The 17,905-nt window shown below is 63.2% G+C and carries 18 protein-coding genes; 9 read left to right on the top strand and 9 right to left on the bottom strand.

Translation table 11 applies throughout. The features are described 5' to 3' along the window. Positions 1 to 18: 18 nt before the first annotated feature. Positions 19 to 684 (top strand): hypothetical protein, encoded by a 666-nt coding sequence (locus PU133_RS16860; RefSeq protein ID WP_404862619.1) that lies wholly within the window; start codon positions 19 to 21, stop codon positions 682 to 684. A gap of 125 nt (positions 685 to 809) precedes the next feature. On the opposite strand, the gene PU133_RS16855 is transcribed toward PU133_RS16860, so the two are convergent. Then, a complete protein-coding gene (locus tag PU133_RS16855) occupies positions 810 to 1,334 on the bottom strand; it encodes a SixA phosphatase family protein (protein WP_404864573.1) in 525 nt (174 codons plus the stop codon). Positions 1,335 to 1,369: 35 nt separating this feature from the next. Here PU133_RS16855 and PU133_RS16850 point away from each other — a divergent pair, with 35 nt between their 5' ends. Then, positions 1,370 to 3,118 (top strand): CHAD domain-containing protein, encoded by a 1,749-nt coding sequence (locus PU133_RS16850; RefSeq protein ID WP_404862618.1) that lies wholly within the window; start codon positions 1,370 to 1,372, stop codon positions 3,116 to 3,118. Positions 3,119 to 3,232: 114 nt separating this feature from the next. Here the strand turns inward: PU133_RS16850 and PU133_RS16845 are convergent, their stop codons facing one another. Next, positions 3,233 to 4,606 carry a PLP-dependent aminotransferase family protein gene (locus PU133_RS16845; RefSeq protein ID WP_404862617.1) on the bottom strand — a complete coding sequence of 458 codons (1,374 nt, stop codon included), beginning with the start codon at positions 4,604 to 4,606 and terminating at the stop codon, positions 3,233 to 3,235. Positions 4,607 to 4,894: 288 nt separating this feature from the next. On the opposite strand from PU133_RS16845, the gene PU133_RS16840 reads away from it, so the two are divergent. The 7 genes from PU133_RS16840 to PU133_RS16810 all read left to right on the top strand — a co-directional run bounded on the left by PU133_RS16840 (position 4,895) and on the right by PU133_RS16810 (position 10,754). Then, on the top strand, positions 4,895 to 5,377 hold the full coding sequence (locus PU133_RS16840) for an MSMEG_0572/Sll0783 family nitrogen starvation response protein (protein WP_126011391.1): 483 nt from the start codon (positions 4,895 to 4,897) through the stop codon (positions 5,375 to 5,377). Between the two features lie 84 nt (positions 5,378 to 5,461). Next, entirely contained in the window at positions 5,462 to 6,466 is a 1,005-nt protein-coding gene (locus PU133_RS16835; protein WP_404862616.1) for a Nit6803 family nitrilase, read from the top strand. Continuing rightward, positions 6,459 to 7,562, top strand: a complete 1,104-nt coding sequence (locus PU133_RS16830; RefSeq protein WP_126011387.1) for an MSMEG_0568 family radical SAM protein — start codon at positions 6,459 to 6,461, stop codon at positions 7,560 to 7,562. Before PU133_RS16835 ends, PU133_RS16830 begins: the two co-directional genes overlap by 8 nt. Beyond that, positions 7,559 to 8,188, top strand: a complete 630-nt coding sequence (locus PU133_RS16825) for an MSMEG_0567/Sll0786 family nitrogen starvation N-acetyltransferase (protein ID WP_404862615.1) — start codon at positions 7,559 to 7,561, stop codon at positions 8,186 to 8,188. Before PU133_RS16830 ends, PU133_RS16825 begins: the two co-directional genes overlap by 4 nt. Further along, positions 8,185 to 9,159, top strand: a complete 975-nt coding sequence (locus tag PU133_RS16820; RefSeq protein ID WP_404862614.1) for a sll0787 family AIR synthase-like protein — start codon at positions 8,185 to 8,187, stop codon at positions 9,157 to 9,159. Before PU133_RS16825 ends, PU133_RS16820 begins: the two co-directional genes overlap by 4 nt. Next, entirely contained in the window at positions 9,152 to 9,439 is a 288-nt protein-coding gene (locus tag PU133_RS16815; RefSeq protein WP_404862613.1) for an MSMEG_0570 family nitrogen starvation response protein, read from the top strand. Before PU133_RS16820 ends, PU133_RS16815 begins: the two co-directional genes overlap by 8 nt. Positions 9,440 to 9,443: 4 nt before the next feature. After that, positions 9,444 to 10,754, top strand: a complete 1,311-nt coding sequence (locus PU133_RS16810) for an MSMEG_0569 family flavin-dependent oxidoreductase (protein ID WP_404862612.1) — start codon at positions 9,444 to 9,446, stop codon at positions 10,752 to 10,754. A 360-nt stretch (positions 10,755 to 11,114) separates the two neighbouring features. Here PU133_RS16810 and PU133_RS16805 read toward each other — a convergent pair whose 3' ends face one another. The 7 genes from PU133_RS16805 to PU133_RS16775 all read right to left on the bottom strand — a co-directional run bounded on the left by PU133_RS16805 (position 11,115) and on the right by PU133_RS16775 (position 17,895). Beyond that, complete coding sequence (locus PU133_RS16805; protein ID WP_404862611.1) at positions 11,115 to 12,140, bottom strand: SIS domain-containing protein; 1,026 nt, start codon at positions 12,138 to 12,140, stop codon at positions 11,115 to 11,117. After that, positions 12,137 to 13,111 (bottom strand): hypothetical protein, encoded by a 975-nt coding sequence (locus PU133_RS16800; RefSeq protein ID WP_404862610.1) that lies wholly within the window; start codon positions 13,109 to 13,111, stop codon positions 12,137 to 12,139. The genes PU133_RS16805 and PU133_RS16800 overlap by 4 nt, the downstream gene beginning before the upstream one ends. Then, positions 13,104 to 14,066 (bottom strand): carbohydrate kinase family protein, encoded by a 963-nt coding sequence (locus tag PU133_RS16795; RefSeq protein WP_404862609.1) that lies wholly within the window; start codon positions 14,064 to 14,066, stop codon positions 13,104 to 13,106. Before PU133_RS16795 ends, PU133_RS16800 begins: the two co-directional genes overlap by 8 nt. Continuing rightward, complete coding sequence (locus PU133_RS16790) at positions 14,066 to 15,046, bottom strand: ABC transporter permease (RefSeq protein ID WP_404862608.1); 981 nt, start codon at positions 15,044 to 15,046, stop codon at positions 14,066 to 14,068. The genes PU133_RS16795 and PU133_RS16790 overlap by 1 nt, the downstream gene beginning before the upstream one ends. Beyond that, a complete protein-coding gene (locus tag PU133_RS16785) occupies positions 15,043 to 16,023 on the bottom strand; it encodes an ABC transporter permease (RefSeq protein ID WP_404862607.1) in 981 nt (326 codons plus the stop codon). Before PU133_RS16785 ends, PU133_RS16790 begins: the two co-directional genes overlap by 4 nt. Before the next feature lie 72 nt (positions 16,024 to 16,095). Next, the gene (locus PU133_RS16780; RefSeq protein WP_404862606.1) at positions 16,096 to 17,082 is read right to left on the bottom strand and encodes an autoinducer 2 ABC transporter substrate-binding protein; all 987 of its coding nucleotides are present in this window, start codon (positions 17,080 to 17,082) and stop codon (positions 16,096 to 16,098) included. Between the two features lie 72 nt (positions 17,083 to 17,154). Then, entirely contained in the window at positions 17,155 to 17,895 is a 741-nt protein-coding gene (locus tag PU133_RS16775; protein ID WP_404862605.1) for an ATP-binding cassette domain-containing protein, read from the bottom strand. Between the last annotated feature and the right edge of the window lie 10 nt (positions 17,896 to 17,905).

The raw sequence follows: 17,905 nt of genomic DNA, 5'->3' as shown, positions 1-17,905 counted from the left end.
TCCAGGAACATGAAGACCATGAAGAAAGCTCTTGCGGCGCTGATGATCCCCGCGCTTCTCGCCATCGCCGGCTGCCAGACCACGGCGGATGCGCAGAACTCGATCAGTTCATCCTATGTCGGCACACCGGCCGACGATTTCTTCGCCCGTCACGGCGCACCATTCTCCACCTATCAGCGACAGGATGGCGGACGCATGTACAGCTGGCGTGGTGGCGAGCGCACCGTGTCCGTCGCACCGCCGCCACCACCTCCGCCGCTGCCGGGCTTTGGACAGCCCGCGTTCGGCCAACCTGCATTCGGCCAACCTGCGTTTGCTCAGCCGGCCGTTGGCCAACCCTTCGGCACGGCGCCGTTCGGCCAGCAGGCAACGTCGCAGACGGTCTTCGCCGACAGCCGCAGCCGTACCTCGACGCAGGAATACACCCGCGCCGACGGTACCCGCGTGACGGAATCGCAGACGCGCTCCTCCGGCGTCAATGTCGGCTTCGACCCCAGCCGTCTTGCCGGTGCAGCTCTCGGCACCCAGCCGGCGGCGCGCCCACAGGGCCAGACGCGCCAGCTCCTCTGCGAGCTGTCGATCACGGCAGATGCCAACAACACGATCACGTCGATCAGCGTCCAGCGCGATACGCAGGGTGTCGGCGCCAGCTTCTCGCGCTGCGCCGAAGTATTCGGCTCGTAACAGCGGCCGTGAGACATGGACGGTCGCTGCCATGATGATCGGCGGCGACCATCTCGTTGGACTGTTGCTTGGCGACCAGCTCTGCCCACGGAACGAACAGGCCTGAAATCCCGCCGGAAGGGCAGCTAGCTCTTCGCGGCGTCTGTGATGGAACGCGGCGTGTCGAAACGAGCCAACTGACCGGAACCCTCCCCAACTTCGGACCAGTGCGACGAGCCAAGGTCGATGACGGCGAGTGCGGCCGTCGGAAATTTGACCTTGATGCGGCTCAATGCAAGGACGTCCCCGCCATGGCATAGAAGACGGGTCAGGTCTTCAAGGCCGGGATTATGGCCCAGCAAGAGCACCGAGTGCTTGTCCTCGGGAAGAGTTTGTACCTCTGCAAGCACCTGTGCGGCATCTGCCTCGTAGATCGCCGGTCGCATGTCCGCTTCGGGAATCGCAGTCGCGGTCGCAAGCTCTGCGCTCACGATCTCCCACGTCTGAAGGGTGCGGGCGGCGGGTGACACAAGCACATGATCGGGCAGGAGCCCGCAATCGATCATATGCTGCGCCATGGTTTTGCTCGCATTCCGTCCGCGCTCGGCAAGCGGGCGTCTTTCGTCCGGAACTCCGGCCGGCCAATCGGATTTTCCGTGACGCAAAAGCATCAAACGGCGCATGTCGAGACCTTTTCGGTTGGGGTATGGTTGGCAAAAGTCCCTCGAAGACCGTCTGCCTTGCATGGTGCACGACTTTGGGCGTCGTTGATAGGAGACATTGCATGTCGCAGGCTGTTGGACAGGGTGCATCCGGCTCCTTTGCGTCCCACGAAGGCGAGGCGGCAGTTGCGCGGGATGCAGGCTCGCGACCGGTCATGGACAAACTGCATCCCGGAGCGGCTGCCGACGCGGAGCTTGAACTCAAGCTCATGACAGACGAGCAAACGCTTCATGCGATGCTCGCCTCGCCGATCTGGCAGAAGGCGGCGCGTGCGACAACTGATCGAGAACTCTCCTCCGTTTACTTCGATCAAGATGACTTCTCTCTGATCAAATCCGGCATCACCTTTCGGATACGCACGGCTGAGAGCGGGCGGATACTGACGGTCAAGTCTGACAAAAACGGTGGCAGTCACGCCCTTATGCGCGGGGAGTGGGAAGTCAGTCTGCCCGAGACCCCCGCCAAACGGGAAAATGGAGCCCGGTCCACAGAGTTGCTCAACCTTCTTCCCGCAAATCTTCCCGCCGAGCTCGCCGAGCGGCTGCGGTCCAAAGAGCTGAAGCCGATGGTTCGTACCGACGTACGGCGGCGAACGCTCGAACTGGAGACGGCGACAGGAACTGTCGAGGTGGCTGCGGATGAGGGCGCCATCGTCGTTGGCCGCAAACGTTTGCCGATTGCCGAAATCGAGCTTGAGCTGAAGAGCGGAAGTCCCGAGGCGATCTATCTCGCCGCGCTTGAATTGGCTGCCGAACACGCCGCGCATGTAAGCATTCACGCGAAATCGGCGCGAGGCTTCGAGGTCGCCATGCATCAGCCGCCCTCCTTCAGCAAGGGGCAGCCTGTCGAGTTCCCGGTTTCTATCAGCCTCGACAATGCGTTTGCGATCATGCTGCAGAGTGCCTTCGGCGACATGCTCCGCAATGCGCCGGCTGCGCGCGACGGTCGAGATCCGGAAGGACTTCACCAATATCGGGTCGCGCTGCGCCGGCTTCGCTCGCTGCTTTCCTTGATGCGCCGGCTCGTCGATGGACACACCTTCGAGATGCTGCGAGCGGAAGCGAAAGCGCTCATGTCCCGGTTGGGGAAGGCGCGCGATCTCGATGTCTTCGTGACCGAAACCTGGCCTAGGATGAGCGGTGCGGGTGTAGACAGTGACGGCGCCGCCGATGTTTCAGACGCGGCGGAAGAGTTGAGACGAAAAGCCCATCGCGATGTCGTGGCAGCGCTTGACGACAAGCGCACCACTCACTTCATTCTTAACCTCGGCCTGTGGATCGAGAGGCGGGGATGGCTCTCTGAAGCACGACACGATGCCATCGGCGTCTTGAACGGTTCGGCTGAAGATTTCGGCAACAGGACGGTGCAGGCTCTGCGCGACAAGGCCTTGAAAAAGGGGCGCGGCTTTCGCAAGCTTTCTCCCGATGCCCGCCATCAGGTACGCATTGCTATCAAGAAGCTGCGCTATGCCTATCAGTTCTTCCAGCCGCTGCTGAAGGGTTCATCGAAGCGCAAGAAATTCGCGAAGGCGCTGGCAAACCTGCAGACGGCGCTTGGTGAGCACAATGATCGCGTCGTGATGAATCGTTTGATCCACACCGTCTTAGAAACCGAGCCCTCTGCCAAGGCCCATCTCGCCGCCGGTTTCGTGCTTGGGCGCAACGCTGCTCTTCTCGCCGATGACGATCAGGGCCTGCTGAAAGCCTGGCGCCGCTTCAAGGCGAGCAACTGATCACTTCGAACGCGGCACTGCGGGCGCGGCTGTCTGGCGCTATTGCAGCGTTCGGCTTGAAGGCGTTGCGATAGTCGAAGAACGATTGGCCGCGGCATAGGAGCGCCCGCGCTGTCATGCGAACCAGTCTTCGGCGGCAAGCGCGTTCGCCAGAAACCTCAGTTCTGAACCGAGGTCTTCGCGCGAGATCGATCCTCCGAGGCAGATGCGGACGGCCTCCTGTGCGGGGCCGGCTGCCGTGAACGCATCCGAGGGTATGACGCCGAGGTGACGGCGGGAGAGGCGGCCCATCAATTGCGCGCGACCTTCCGAATGCTCGGGCATGCGCAGCCAGATATTGAACGCATGCGGGTCGGAGGCGAAATCGAACCCCTGGAGGATTTCCGCAGCGATGGTTTGCCGCGCAGCGCTTTCTGATCGGATGAAGCGACGGATCTGATCCGCGGTTCCATCCTCGATCCAGTGCGTCGCCATGGCGATCGAGATCGGAGACGCCATGCCGCTGACCGCGCGCAGCGCCTGGGACAACGCAAAGGCGTCTCTGGCACTCGGGGCGACGGTGTAGGCGAGCCTAAGGCCCGCGCCGATGCACTTCGCCAGCCCGCCAATGTGCCAAACATAGTCGGGAGCGCTGACGGCCAAGGGAGCAGGCGCCTTGGGCGGGATGAAGCCATAGGCATCGTCTTCTATGGTCGCGAGGCGGTATTCGTTGATGATCTCGGCGACCGCAAGCCGCCTTGCGATGGGCATCGTGATGGTGGTGGGGTTCTGCAGGGTCGGGTTCAGATAGAGCATCTTCGGGCGATGAAGCGCGATCGCCGCTTCGAGCGCCTCGGGAACGATCCCGGCCTCGTCCATGTCGAGGCCGACGACGTTCAGCCGCAACAACTTTGCGATGCCGCGAAAGCCGGGATAGGTAATCGCCTCGCAGAGGACCGTGTCGCCGGGCTCGGCTGTCAGGGACAGGATCGCCGTCATCGTGGCATGGGCGCTGGGCGTCACCGCGATGCGTTCGAGTTTCGGAACCATGCCTCGCATCGACAGCCAGGAAGACGCGGCGATCTTGTCGCGCTCGCTGCCGGTCGGCGATTGATAGCGCAGGAGCGAGATCAGATTGGCGCCGACATAGTCGAGCCCTTCCCGCATCTTCGCCAGCAAGGCCGGATCGGTCGGCTCGGGCGGCATGTTCATCGTCGGGTCTTCAGCGCCGACGCGGTCGGGATCGATGCGATCGGACCGGTTTGCCGGTGGGGCGACGAAGGTCCCCCGGCCGACATGGCTGTCGATCAAACCGCGTTGGCGCGCCTCGGCATAGGCCCGGGACACCGTCGTGAAATCGATCCCGAGCCGCTTGGCGAGATGCCGCTGCGGAGGCAGGCGCGTACCGGCCTTCAGCCGCCCCAGCCGCACATCGCTTTCAAGCGTCTCCGCGATCTCGACGTAAAGCGGCTTGCCGCCTCTTTTGATGTCCGGAATCCAATCGGCCACGTCACGCCTCCAAAATCGCCCAGCTCTTCATACGGATCGGCACGAAATATTGAAAGCGAATTGTATGGAAGATGATCGGGAGTTTGAAACAGCTTGATCGTAAGTTTCTGCTTTCCTAAATGACGAAAAATACATCAAATGGGCGGCATAATTATCGGCAGATGCGGATAATAGCAGCATGCGTGATGCATGAGACAACTATTATTGTATGCATATTGCAATGGATATTGACTGGATTTTGCGCGCTCAGCAGTCTGCGTGTCGAACCAAGACCAACAGGAGGTTTCGATGCCGGCAGTCACCGTGGAAGCGCATAAGGATGGCGATTACTTCGTCGATTACGAAGAGAAGGTCTTTGAGGACGTCAAAGCCGAACCAGGAGAAAAGGCGCTGGTCGCGTTCCACACCGTCGCCTTCGAAGGCTCGATTGGTCTGGTCAACATCCTGAACGCCATCCGCCTCAACCGTAAAGGCTATGAGACCTCGATCCTTCTTTACGGACCAGGCGTGACGCTCGGCATCCAGCGCGGTTTTCCGCGGCTCGGCGACGAGGCTTTCCCCGGGCATCAGAACTTCGCGGCAAACCTCAAGAAGTTCATGGGTGAAGGCGGCAAGGTCTATGCCTGTCGCTTCGCCCTTCAGGCGCTTTACGGTCATGGCGAGCCGGCGCTTCTGCCCGGCATCGTGCCGATTGCCCCGCAGGACGTTCTCGACTGCATCCTGCTCCACAAGAAGGCGAACGCGGTGGTGATCGACACCTGGACGCTCTAGCTACGCGCGGTGCCGGGCGCGTGAGCGCACGGCACCGCATCCTCGACTGCGGACGCTTCAGGCCATAGAGGAGAGGAAGCCAGGATGCGCAACGATACGGTGCGTGCAGCCGCAATTCAAATTGCGCCCGATCTTTCCGGTCGCGCCGGAACGGTTGAGCGCGTGCTCAACGCGATCGCCGAGGCCGCCGATAAAGGCGCCGACCTTGCCGTTTTTCCCGAGACCTTCGTTCCCTACTACCCCTATTTTTCCTTCGTGCTGCCGCCGGTGCAGCAAGGCCCTGAGCACCTGCGGCTCTACGAAGAAGCGGTGACTGTTCCTTCCGGCGAGACCCGCGCAGTCGCTGAAGCCGCCAAGCGGCGCAAGATGGTCGTTGTGCTCGGCGTCAACGAGCGGGATCATGGCTCGCTCTACAACACGCAGCTCATCTTCGATGCCGATGGCACGCTCAAGCTCAAGCGCCGCAAGATCACGCCGACCTTCCACGAGCGCATGATCTGGGGCCAGGGCGACGGCGCAGGCCTCAAGGTGGTGGACACCGCGATCGGCCGCGTCGGTGCGCTGGCCTGCTGGGAGCATTACAACCCGCTCGCCCGCTACGCCCTGATGACCCAGAGCGAGGAAATCCATGCGTCGCATTTCCCCGGCAGCCTTGTCGGGCCAATCTTCGGCGAGCAGATCGAAGTCACGATGCGTCACCATGCGCTGGAATCCGGCTGCTTCGTCGTCAACGCAACCGGCTGGCTGACCGAAGTCCAGATCGCCGCCATTCATCCTGACCCCAAACTGCAGAAGGGCCTCCGAGACGGGTGTATGACCTGCATCATCTCGCCTGAAGGCCGCCATCTCGCAGATCCTTTGACCGAGGGTGAAGGCATGGTGATCGCCGATCTCGACATGCGGCTGATCGCCAAGCGCAAGCGCATGATGGATTCGGTCGGTCACTATTCCCGGCCCGAATTGCTTCACCTCGTTCACGACATGCGCGAGGCGCGGCCGGTCAGGCAAGTTCACGACGTCGACGGTGAAGAAGACGACCAGGATGCGCCGCTTGGCGCCAGACGCCTCGAGGAGCCGTCCAATGCGTGAATCCGATCTGATCAACGATCTCCAGACCCGCGGCATGCGCCTCGTCGATCCGCGCGTCGGACACGAAAGCCGACGCGGCGGTGCAGGGCCTTCGGACCACAAGGCGGTGACGATCGGGGACACGACGGTAATGGTCCCGGTCCACACGGCCCCGGCCTTCGAGAGCCCGTATCTCGTCGATGTGCCGGACGGCTCCGGTCGCTCGCGCATCATGCGGAACGGAACCGAGATCGCGAAAGTCAGCTTTCCGTCGCGGCCGCGTTTCTACGACCTGACCACAGCCGACGGTATTCCCTACAACAAGATCGCGGTCCTCCATTCCCGCGACGTGCTCGCGACGACGGTACTGCAGACCTGCATCCGTTATGAGAGTCGCAAGAAGACCTGCCAGTTCTGTGCCATCGGCCAGTCGCTCGCCGCCGGGCGGACCATCGCCCAAAAGACGCCGGAGCAGCTGGCGGAAGTCGCCAAGGCGGCTGTCGAACTCGACGGCGTCAAGCATATGGTGATGACGACGGGAACACCGAGAGGAGCCGATCGCGGCGCGGCCGTGCTCGCCGAAAGCGCCCGCGCGATCAAGGCCGCCGTCGACCTTCCGATCCAGGCCCAGTGCGAGCCACCGGAAGACGATATCTGGCACCAGCGCATGAAGGATGCGGGCGTCGATGCGCTCGGCATGCATCTGGAGGCGGTCAATCCCGAGGTGCGTGCGCGCATCATGCCGGGCAAGGCGAGCGTCCCGCTGTCGAAGTATTATTCGAGCTTTGAAGCAGCGGTCAGGGTGTTCGGGCGCGGGCAGGTATCCACCTATATTCTCGCCGGCCTCGGCGACACGGTGGAAGACATCCTGGCAATGAGCGAGCGGCTCTGTGCTCTCGGCGTCTATCCTTTTGTCGTTCCCTTCGTGCCAATTTCCGGCACCCCGCTCGAAAGCCATCCCGCGCCGGCCGCTGCCTTCATGCGCGCCATCCTCGAACCGCTTGGCACCATGATAGTGCGGGCAGGCATGCGCTCGGAGGATATCAAGGCCGGATGCGGACGTTGCGGCGCCTGCTCGGCGCTGTCGACCTATGAAAAGCTGAAGGTGTCGGCATGATACGTTTCGAGCACGACCAGTTTCGGTGCCCAGGCTATTTCATCAAGGCAGCCGCCGCACCGTTCGAAAAGGCGGGAGCGGCCGCGCTTCGCAAACGCGTGTTCGTGGACGAGCAAAAGATCTTCAAGGATCACGACAGCGATACGATCGACGCGGTTGCAACTACGCTGGTCGCGCTCTCCACCTATGCCCATGAGCCCGACGAAGTCGTCGGCACCGTGCGCATCCACGAGCCCGAGCCCGGACTGTGGTGGGGATCGCGGCTTGCCGTCGATCGCCGCTTCCGCACGGTCGCGCGGCTTGGCCAGCAGCTTATCCAGCTTGCCGTCTCCACAGCCAACGGACGTGGATGCCACACCTTCCTGGCCCATGTTCAGGCGCAGAACGTGCCGCTTTTCCAGAAGCTCGCCTGGTCGGTGGAAGACGAGGTCGATCTCCACGGGTTTCCCCATGCCTTGATGCGGGCCGACCTGTCGCGCTACCCGCCGATCGCCGACCCAGAAAGTGGTTGGCTGAGCCTCGTTGGAGGCGAGGAGGCCGCTCGCGCATCCGTGCCGCGTCCCGTCTGCCACGACGTGCCGGCACTGCTTGCGCAACACTGGCATGTCGACGGGAGCCGCGCGTGACGCTTGAAGCTCTCGCGGGTGCGCTGCGACACCATCCGTCGATCCGCGGCAAGCTGGCCATCGCGGGTGCCACGGGCGCGCTCGGGCTTCATCACGAGAGCATCGGGCGCCCGGGAGACGACGCTGCAATCCTGCCGCGCGAAGGCGGCGGCTATGATCTCCTGGCGGGCGAGGGCTTCATCCCGCAGTTCGTTGCTGCTGATCCATGGTTTGCCGGCTGGTGCGGCGTCATGGTCAATCTGTCCGATATTGCTGCCATGGGCGGCCGCGCGCATGCGCTCATCGATCAGGTCTGGGCGCCGTCGCCGGAGGCTGCTCGCCCCCTCATGCAGGGGCTGCGCGATGCCGCTGACGCCTATGGCGTTCCGATTGTCGGTGGTCATACGAATTACGGAAGCCCGGCGCTGGGCCTTGCCGTGACCGTTTTCGGAAGCGCCAACGCGCTGATCACAAGTTTCGATGCCGAGCCCGGTGACGTGCTCCTGGCGGCTATCGACATGCGGGGCAGCTACAGGCCGCCCTTCGACAATTACTGCGCGTCGCTGGACGTGCCACCAGCCCGCCTGCGAGGCGATTTGGCGCTTCTGCCCGAACTCGCGGAGAGCGGACTGGTGCGCGCTGGTAAGGACATCAGCCAGGGCGGCATCGTCGGAACCGCGCTGATGCTCGCCGAATGCTCCGGCGTCGCGGTTACGCTTGATGTCGACAACATCCCGTTGCCGGCCGATGTCGCGCTCGAGCGATGGCTTCGAACGTTTCCCAGCTTCGGCTATCTGCTGTCCGTAAAACCCGACGACGCCGGCGCCGTTCGCGCGCACATCGCCGCCCGCGACATCGCGGTGGCAGAAATCGGACGGGTGCAGAGAGGCAGCACCGTCACGTTGCGCTCTGGATCGCAATCCGCGCTGTTCTGGGACTGGAAGCGCGAACCCTACATCCGTCCAACCGTTGCGGAGCCTGCCCATGCCTGAGGTCTACTTCACCGTCCTCTGGCCGGATGGCGCGCAAGAGCGCTGCTACTCGCCCTCGACCGTCATCAAGAACCACATCGCCGAGGGCGCGAGCTATTCGCTCGACGAATTCGTCGGCAAGGCACGAACCGGTCTCGGCGAGGCCTCCGACAGGGTCGCCGCCAGATACGGTTTTGCCTGCTCCTCGGCCATGGCAGAGCTCGCCCGCATCGAAGCGCGCGCAAGCGCCCTCGCGGGCACCAAGCCGGCCAGCGTGCGCTGCATCAAAATTGAGGGATAGGGCGATGGCGAACAACCAGTCGACGATGCGTGTGCGGGACGACCTTGCGCCCCATGACGCCGAGCCGTCTCAATCCAGAAGGGTGTCGGTGGCGATCGTTGGTGGCGGGCAGGCGGGCTTGTCCGTCAGCCGCCAGTTGTACGATCGTGGCATCGATCACGTGGTGTTCGAGCGTCATCGCCGCTTCCATTCCTGGCGGGTAAACCGGTGGGACACGTTCTGCCTCGTCACGCCGAACTGGCAATGCCGGCTGCCGAATTTCCCTTACTCTGGCGATGATCCGCACGGCTTCATGCTGAAGGACGAGATCGTCGACTATCTCGAAGCCTTCGCGGAAAGCTTCGATCCACCGATCATCGAGGAGACCGCTGTCACCCGCATAGCACCGTTCGAAGGCAGCTATCAGGTCGAGACCTCGAAGGGCGTATGGCTTGCCGACCAGGTGGTGATTGCGACCGGCGGTTACGACGCGCCGATCGTGCCGCCTTATGCGCAGCGCCTGAATCCGGCGATCGAGCAGCTTCATTCGCGCGACTACCGCCGTCCGTCGCAATTGCCCGAGGGAGCGACGCTCGTCGTCGGGACGGGCCAGTCGGGCGTTCAGATCATGGAGGATCTCGTCAGGGCAGGACGCAAGGTGCATCTCGCCGTCGGACCCGCCCCGCGCAGCCCACGTCTCTATCGCGGCCGCGATGCAACCGACTGGCTCCATGACATGGGGCACTACGCCATCACGATCGCCAATCATCCTGATCCGATCAAAGCGCTGACGCAGACCAATCACTACATGTCCGGCCGCGACGGCGGGAAGGAGATCGATCTGCGCCGCTTCGTGGTCGAGGATGGCATTGCGCTCTACGGCTCGCTGGCGGACATGAACGGAAACCGCCTGTCCTTCCTGCCGGACCTCGAAAAGAACCTCGATGATGCCGACAGGAGCTACTGCGGCATACGCGACCAGATCGATGCCTATATCGCGCGTGAAGGCATCGACGCTCCGGAGGAACCTCCGTTCCAGAAAGTCTGGCGGCCGGAAACGGAAGTGACTGAAATCGATGCCGAAGAGCTCAACATCACCTCGGTCGTCTGGTCGATCGGTTTCAGGCCGGACTATTCCTGGATCGACGTCGATGTCTTCGACGAACGCGGCAAACCGCTGTTCGACCGCGGCGTGACGAACGCGCCAGGTTTCTATTTCATAGGCCTCGGCTGGCTGAACACCTGGGGATCGGGTCGTTTCCTCGCGATTGGCGAAGACAGCCGGTACTTGGCTGACGCAATCGTGCGAAGGCGCGAAGCGCGCACGAAAGGGTAGCAAATTTGCTCGGAACGAGACTGGCATGTCGCATGTTCTTCGAGCAGATGCTGATGATGGCGCCTGCGCCCGCAACTCCTGCCCATCAGCGCGCACTTACGCGTCGGCGACGGCTGGCAGGTCTTCCGTTTGTGGACGGCAGGGCGGAATCAGCCGATGTTGCCCCCGTTCGCATGAACGAAGAGGCCGGCGAGGTGATCGACTTCAGTCAGGTGATGAGGTCGCGCTTCATCCGACCAACGCAATATGACCGAGATCGACCGACATGCGCAACTAAGCGCACCTTCTCGGCGGGTCAGGCCTCGTCAAACTCCGCAACAAAATCCATGACCAGCTTTAGCGAATGCGCAGGTCTCGTCTCTAGCCCTCGGCACTGAACGCCATCGCTTGACCCTGAGCCTTGGCGTGCGCGTCCGCGTTGGCGCGTCCGGCCCGTGGTTCTTCGACGCTGAGCATTTGTTGCTCGGCAATGCCAAGGCAGAGCAGTTGCATCGTGAAGGTCTGGGCAAGCAGGCGGCGGAAGGCTCCTGCCGGGTTCAGGTCACCGCCGATCTCGGTGACGAGATGGGTCTGGCAGATGCCGCTGAAGGCTTCTGTCACTGTCCGGGCACGGGGTTCTGCCGCCGTCGTGGAGGCGAGCGCGACCAGCGTGTCATCGGGCTCGAGCATGAAGTTCATGCCGTGGATGAAGTTCTCGGTCTCGGCGGATAGCGCCAGCAGGCCGCCAGCTTCGTGGAATTTCGCGGCTGCGTAATTGGCCGTGCCAAGGTCGCACCCGGCACCGAGAAGAACGAGCTTGCCGGCCGGCTTGTATGTTGCCGCAAGGCCGCGGGCACGTTCGTCGGATGCGGCAAGACGCTCTTGAAGATCGGCGGCCTCGCATGCAAGCACAGTTCGGTCGAGCCCGGCAAAGCTACGGGCAATTTCGCCAAGCGCCAGCAAGGTGACGGCATAATCCAGCGTATGCGGCGTCTTGCGCGACAGCGGCGTGAACGGCAGCACGATCGTGTGGCTGGCGGCTGCGGCAAGCGCGCTTTCGCCATTGCACGTAATGGCAATGACATCGGCTCCGGCGGCGCGTGCCGCCTTGGCGGCGTCGACCGTGCGCTTCGTGCCTCCGGAGATGGACGACAAAAGCACGGTATCCGTCGCTTTCAAGGTCGCGAAGGCGGCGATCTCCATCGATGTCTTGGCTTCGACGTCCACGCCGATCGCGCGAAACACATCCTGCAGCGCCTGGGGCGCAAATGCGGAATCGCCGCAGCCGCCTGCGAAAATACGCCCCGCAGCGCGCGGCAACCGGTCAGCCGCCTCTGCGAGCTGAGGCTGAAGTTCGGGCAGGAGGGTCGCCTGCGCCTCGATCTCGCATTGCATCATCGCGTTCATGGGCGTTCTCCCAAGCCAAATTTCTCCCGTCCGAGCGCCCAGATCGCCGCGGGCGGCACGATGCCGTATTCCGTGATCAACCCGGTCGTCAGGTTCGGCGGAATGACCTCCAGCTCGGGAGCCGATGTGTCGACGTGCTCGATGCCGGATATCTCCAGCCCCGCCTTCAGCACCTTGTCGTAGCCGCGAATTGCTGGCTCAGGCCTGTGGCCACCATAGCTTCGGCGGTCGAGCTTCATGAGATCCGTCGCGCCGTAGATCTCGACGCCCATCGGCACCGCCAGCCGCGCAATCATCCGGCTGCCGATCGTGTTGAGGAAGCTGCCATCGGCGCGCAGCGTTTCCACGCCGAAGAGCGCCGCATCGCACATCGCAAGCCCGTGCTCGATTGCGGCATCGGGGATGAAGCGGAGGTTGAGCTGCGCGGGCACGAATTCCTCCAGATGCCGCGCACCGCCGGCGATCGCACGGCTTTCGGGCACGACAACGAGAAGATCGGGCCTCGTTTTCGCAAGCTCGAGGACAATGGCCGCCACCGTGCTGGAATAGTCGAATGCCATGATGCCGCGCGCCTGAGACAGATGGCGGACGCCTGCGTCGACCAGCACGGATTTGCGCACCGCCGCCGCCTTGCTCCAGTCCTCGATGCGGGCCCGCAACGTCGCGCCCTGTTCGTCAGCTGGGAGAGACTCGATGCCGGCGAGCAGCAGGTCGAGGCTGTTGCCGATCACGGGCGTGTCGTGGCCCCGTGTGCGCGCGATGAAGGCGGCAGCGCGCCTGGCGCGATCCACACCATCGGAGCCTGATCCGATCAGATGCAGGATGAGCTGGTTGCCGAGTTCGACGTGACGGCTAGCACCCAACACGCCTTCATCGACGATCTGCCAGAGGAAATGCATCGTCTGGTCGTCGGGCGGGGCGAGGCCGAGGGCTTCCAGTTCGCGCACATGGTCGAAGCGACGTTCAGGCATGCAAGTCTCCCGTAGCCGGACGGATATCCTTGTCCGGTCGTCTGTCCGTGTGCCGCGCAACGAAGGCATCGACATCGCGCCTCAGCGGCATGGCAGTTTGCGCTCCGATGCCGGTCGTGGCGAGTGCTGCGGCGCCGTTGGCGAGGATCATCGCGTCTTGCGGTTCAAGGCCTTCCAGCCGAGCCGCAAGGTACGCGCCAGCGAAGCAGTCGCCGGCGCCGGTGGTATCGAGCGCTTCTACGGCAAACCCCGGCTGGTCTAGCCGGTCTTCTCCAGAGAGACGCCTGCATCCCAGGGCGCCGAGCGTCACGAGAATTTCGCCATGTTCGTGAAGATGCGCAGGCAGAAGCGTTTCGCCGAGAGCCGAGGCTGCCATCGCATAAGCTTCGGCATTGAGGAACAGCGTGTCGATCAGAGGCAGGATCGATCGCAACAGTTTCGGATTGCGCGCGATGTCCGGCGGTTCGAGATCGAGCGACGTGGTGATGCCCTTGACGCGCGCCATGGTCAGCGCCTTGTGTGCCAGCTCGGGTCGACCGAATGTCAGGTGGACATGGCGCACGCCCGCAAAGGCATCGTCCGTGAGTTCATTGGCGTAGGGCAGATAGGCTTCGGTCTCGAGCTTGATGAGCGATTTCTCACCGGACGGCGAAATCAGCACCACGCACATGAAAGTGTTGGTATCTTCGCGATGGATCAGGTGATCGACATCCACGCCATCGGCCCGGATTTTCTCGACCGCGAAGCTGCCGGACGCATCGCTGCCGACCGCCGCGACGAGCCGTGACGCAAGCCCGAGACGCGCGACGGCGACAGCGCAATTGGCCGACATGCCGCCCGGCATCTGACCATGGTTTTCGCCGGCGATCTTCTGGTCGAAGCCGGGGATCGCAGGCACGGAAATGAACATGTCCACATCGAGATCGCCGATGCAGAGAACATCGATGGCTTGCATCAGGATTTGGCGCCTTTCGCTCGGCGCCACTCGGAGAGGCGGGAAACGGATACGATGAGGAGAACGCCGATCAGTCCGAGCTGCCAGGCCGCGGAGATATTGGCCAGCTGAAGCCCGATCTGCAGCGTCGTGACAATGAGGATGGCGACGATGGTGCCGGGCACGCCGCCCATTCCACCGAAGATGTGGGTGCCGCCGAGCACGGCGATGGTGACAGCAAGGAGTTCCATGCCTCGGCCGGCGTCGGGTCTGGCCGCGAGAAACCACGACATGGAGATGATGCTGCCGAGTGCCGCCAGCGTGCCGGAGAGCGCATAGAGACCGATGCGCAGGCGTACGACGTTTAGGCCGGAAAGATGCGCTGCGCGATCATCATTGCCGCAGGCCACGATGTGCCGACCGATCGTGGTGCGTGTCAGCATGACGTGCAGGATTACGGCGACCGGCAGAAGCACGAAGAGAAACGCGTTGGGCAGGCCAAATGTGCGACCCTGGCCAAGCCAGGCGAATTCCGGCGGAAAGCCACCGATCGGCCGGCCGGCGGTCGTGGCAAGCGCGAGCCCGCCGAAGGCGAACATCGTTGCAAGCGTCGCCATCAACGACGGAATGCGCAGGACGTTGACGAGGAAGCCGTTTATGAAGCCGAGCGCGGTGCCGAGAAGAAGGCCGAGGGCAGAAGCGATCCAGATGTCGACGCCCATCGTGAACAGGCCGCCGACAGCGACGCCGACGAGCGAGACGATGGAGCCGACCGAAAGATCGATGCCCGGGCCGCCGGCCAGGATCACGAGGGTCTGGCCGAGCCCGAGAAGGCCAAGGATCGGCACGTATTGCAGCAGGTAGGGCACCGTGCTCGCCCGGAAGAAATATGGGGAGAGCACGGCCATCGCGGCGATCGCCACGAGCCAGAGCGCGAGGAGGAGGATCAGGCGCGCCCTGAGAGGATCGTTGACGGCAAGAACGGTGGGGCGTCCGGTCATAGGGCCCTCGGATTGTTGCGGTTGCGCAGCGCATCGGCGGTCAGCACGACGATGAGCAGCGAACCGATGATCACGGTTTCCCAGAGCGAAGAGACGCCCGTCAGCACGAGACCGTTCTGCATGATGCGGATGAAGGCGACGCCAAGCAGCGTGCCGAGCAGGCTGCCGACGCCGCCACGAATATTGGTGCCGCCGAGGATGGTTGCAGCGATCGCTTCCAGCGCGATGGTCGTGCCGATGTTGATTTCGACATTGCGCAGGCGGGCGACATAGAGCAGCGCTGCGACGCCGGCGAGAAAGCCGAGAAGCGCGTAGGTCATGATCTTGGTGCGGTCGACATTGATGCCGACGAGCCGGGCCGACTGCTCGTTGCAGCCGATCGCATAGATATGGTTGCCGAAGGGCAGCTTGCGCAGGATGATCCACGCGATGAGGTAGACGACCGCGATGACCAGCGCGGATGCCGGCAAGATGCCGACCCAGCCGTTGACGAGCGGCGACAGTGTGCCCGGCAGACCCGAGATCCACGCTCCGCCGATCACGATGAACATGATGGCCGAGAAAATGTACATCGAGCCGAGCGTCGCGATGATCGGCGGCACTTTCAGCTTGGCGGTGACGAAGCCGTTGAAGGCGCCGAGCGCCGTCCCCGCCATCAACCCGAGCGGCGTGACGATATAGACGGGCAGACCGGCCTGATAGGCCTTGCCGATCACGATCGCCGAGACTGCGACGATGCCCCCGACGCTGACATCGATGCCGCCCATGATGATGACGAGCGTCATGCCCGCCGAAACGATGGAGAGCTCCAACCCGGCGCGCATGGTCTGCACGAGGTTGTTGACCGTCAGGAAATAGGGCGATGCGGTCGCGAACACGATGCTGACGACGACGATCGCCGCGAGCAGCGCGAGCTCGCGGGATGCCGTCGGCGATACGAGGCGCAGTTGAGGGCGGGTGTCACCCACGGAAGCCATGATCAATCCTTCGAAGCGCCCGGCCGCCATCCGGTGGCGATGGCGGCGCGGGCGTGCTGCTGCAGGCGGTTCTTAGAAGTCGAACTGCTCGATGTTCTCTTTGGTGAAGACCATCGGGTCGCCAAGCAGCAGGATCTTTTCGTCTTCCAGCCAGCGGACATTGGCTTCAAGCCCATCGACCGAAGGCTCGGCCTCGAAGGCGACGCCGTCGGCGACCTGTTTGCCCGCCCAGACCGTGAGGTAGCCGAGGTCTGCCGGGTTCCACAGCACCGAATAGGTCATCGCATCGCTGAGCACATAGTCCTTGACCGTGTTCGGCGAGCAGAAGCCGGCAGTGACGATCTGACCCTGGCGGCCGGCAGCCTCTACGGCCTGGCCGATGCCGGGGCAGGTGGTGGACGCGATGCCGATGATGCCGGCGAGATCGGGATTGCGCGTCATCGCGTCGGTCGCGAACTGGAAGGCGCGCGATGCGGTGCCGTCGGTGTGGTCGACCGACACGATCTCGAGATCCGGATACTCGGTCTCAGCGCGTTCCTGGATCGCCGCGATCCAGGCGTTCAGGCTGGCGATGGTCGGTGCATCGGAGATGATCGCGATCTTGGCATCCGGGCCGGTGCGGGAGACCATTTCGTCGAGGATCGTGTAGCCGAGATCCTGGTCCATGGCCTGCGCGACGTAGAATTCGCGCTCGCTGCCGGCAGCATCGGCATCCGACGTGATGACGTGAATGCCTTGTGCGCGGGCGCTGGCGATCGCGGGCTTTAGGGTTTCGACATCGACCGGAGAGACGCCGACCACGTCGACGCCCTGGCTGACGAAGCTTTCGAAGATCCGCAGCTGGTCGGCGGCGTTCGTGCTGGTCGGGCCCTGCTGGATGTACTCGACGCCGAATGCCTCGGCGGCACGGTTCGCGCCTTCTTCCATGGCGACGTAGTAAGGGATGCCCTGGATCTGCGGTACGAATGCCACGCGCACGGTGTCCTGCGAGAGGGCAGCGCCGACGATCGCGCTGGTGGCAAGCAGGCCGAGTGCGGCACTTTTCAGAATGCTCTTCATGTCGATGTTCCCTTGTTTCTGGTTATGCCTTCACGGATCTTTTTGAGGCCGTCCGCTGGCCTTTTCGCGCCGTCACGAAGCGGCGGCGCGCACCTCATGGGCCCCGGTGATGAGACCTATGATTTCCTGCGGCGTCGTCTTCGCCGTCTCCCGAACCGCGATGCAGCGCCCGTGGCGCATGACCGAGATGCGGTCGGAAACTTCAAAGACGTCCTGAATGTTGTGGGAGATGAGGACGACCGATTTGCCTTGGGCCCGGAGGTTTTTGATGAACTCCAGAACCTTGCGCACTTCTGCGACGGCAAGAGCAGCGGTCGGCTCGTCCATGATGATCAGGCGGGCATCCATATTGAGCGCGCGTGCGATCGCCACGCCCTGGCGCTGGCCGCCCGACATGGATTCGACCCAGGAATCGATGCTCGGCACATGGACATCGAGCTGGCTCAAGAGCTCGCTGGTGCGTTTGCGCATCGCCTGGCGGTCGAGGAAGGGAACGCCCAGCACGGGCTTCTTGATTTCGCGGCCCAGGAAGATGTTGTCGACGACCGTCATCTTTCCGGCGAGCGCGAGTTCCTGATAGATCGTCGCGATGCCGCTTGCCCAAGCCTCCTGTGGGGAGCGGAAATGGACGAGCTTGCCCTCCATCTCGATCGTGCCTTCGTCCGGCACATGGGCGCCCGACATCGTCTTGATGAGCGTGGATTTGCCCGCGCCATTGTCGCCGACGAGCGCCATGACTTCGCCCGTGGCCACGCTGAAATCGACGCGGTCGAGAGCGACGAGCCCGCCGAAGCGCTTCACGATGCCGGACATTCTAAAAACC

It is taken from the genome of Georhizobium sp. MAB10 (assembly GCF_045012825.1).
GTDB classification, from domain to species: Bacteria; Pseudomonadota; Alphaproteobacteria; order Rhizobiales; family Rhizobiaceae; genus Georhizobium; species Georhizobium profundi.
This window is presented reverse-complemented; position numbering and strand designations above follow the sequence as displayed.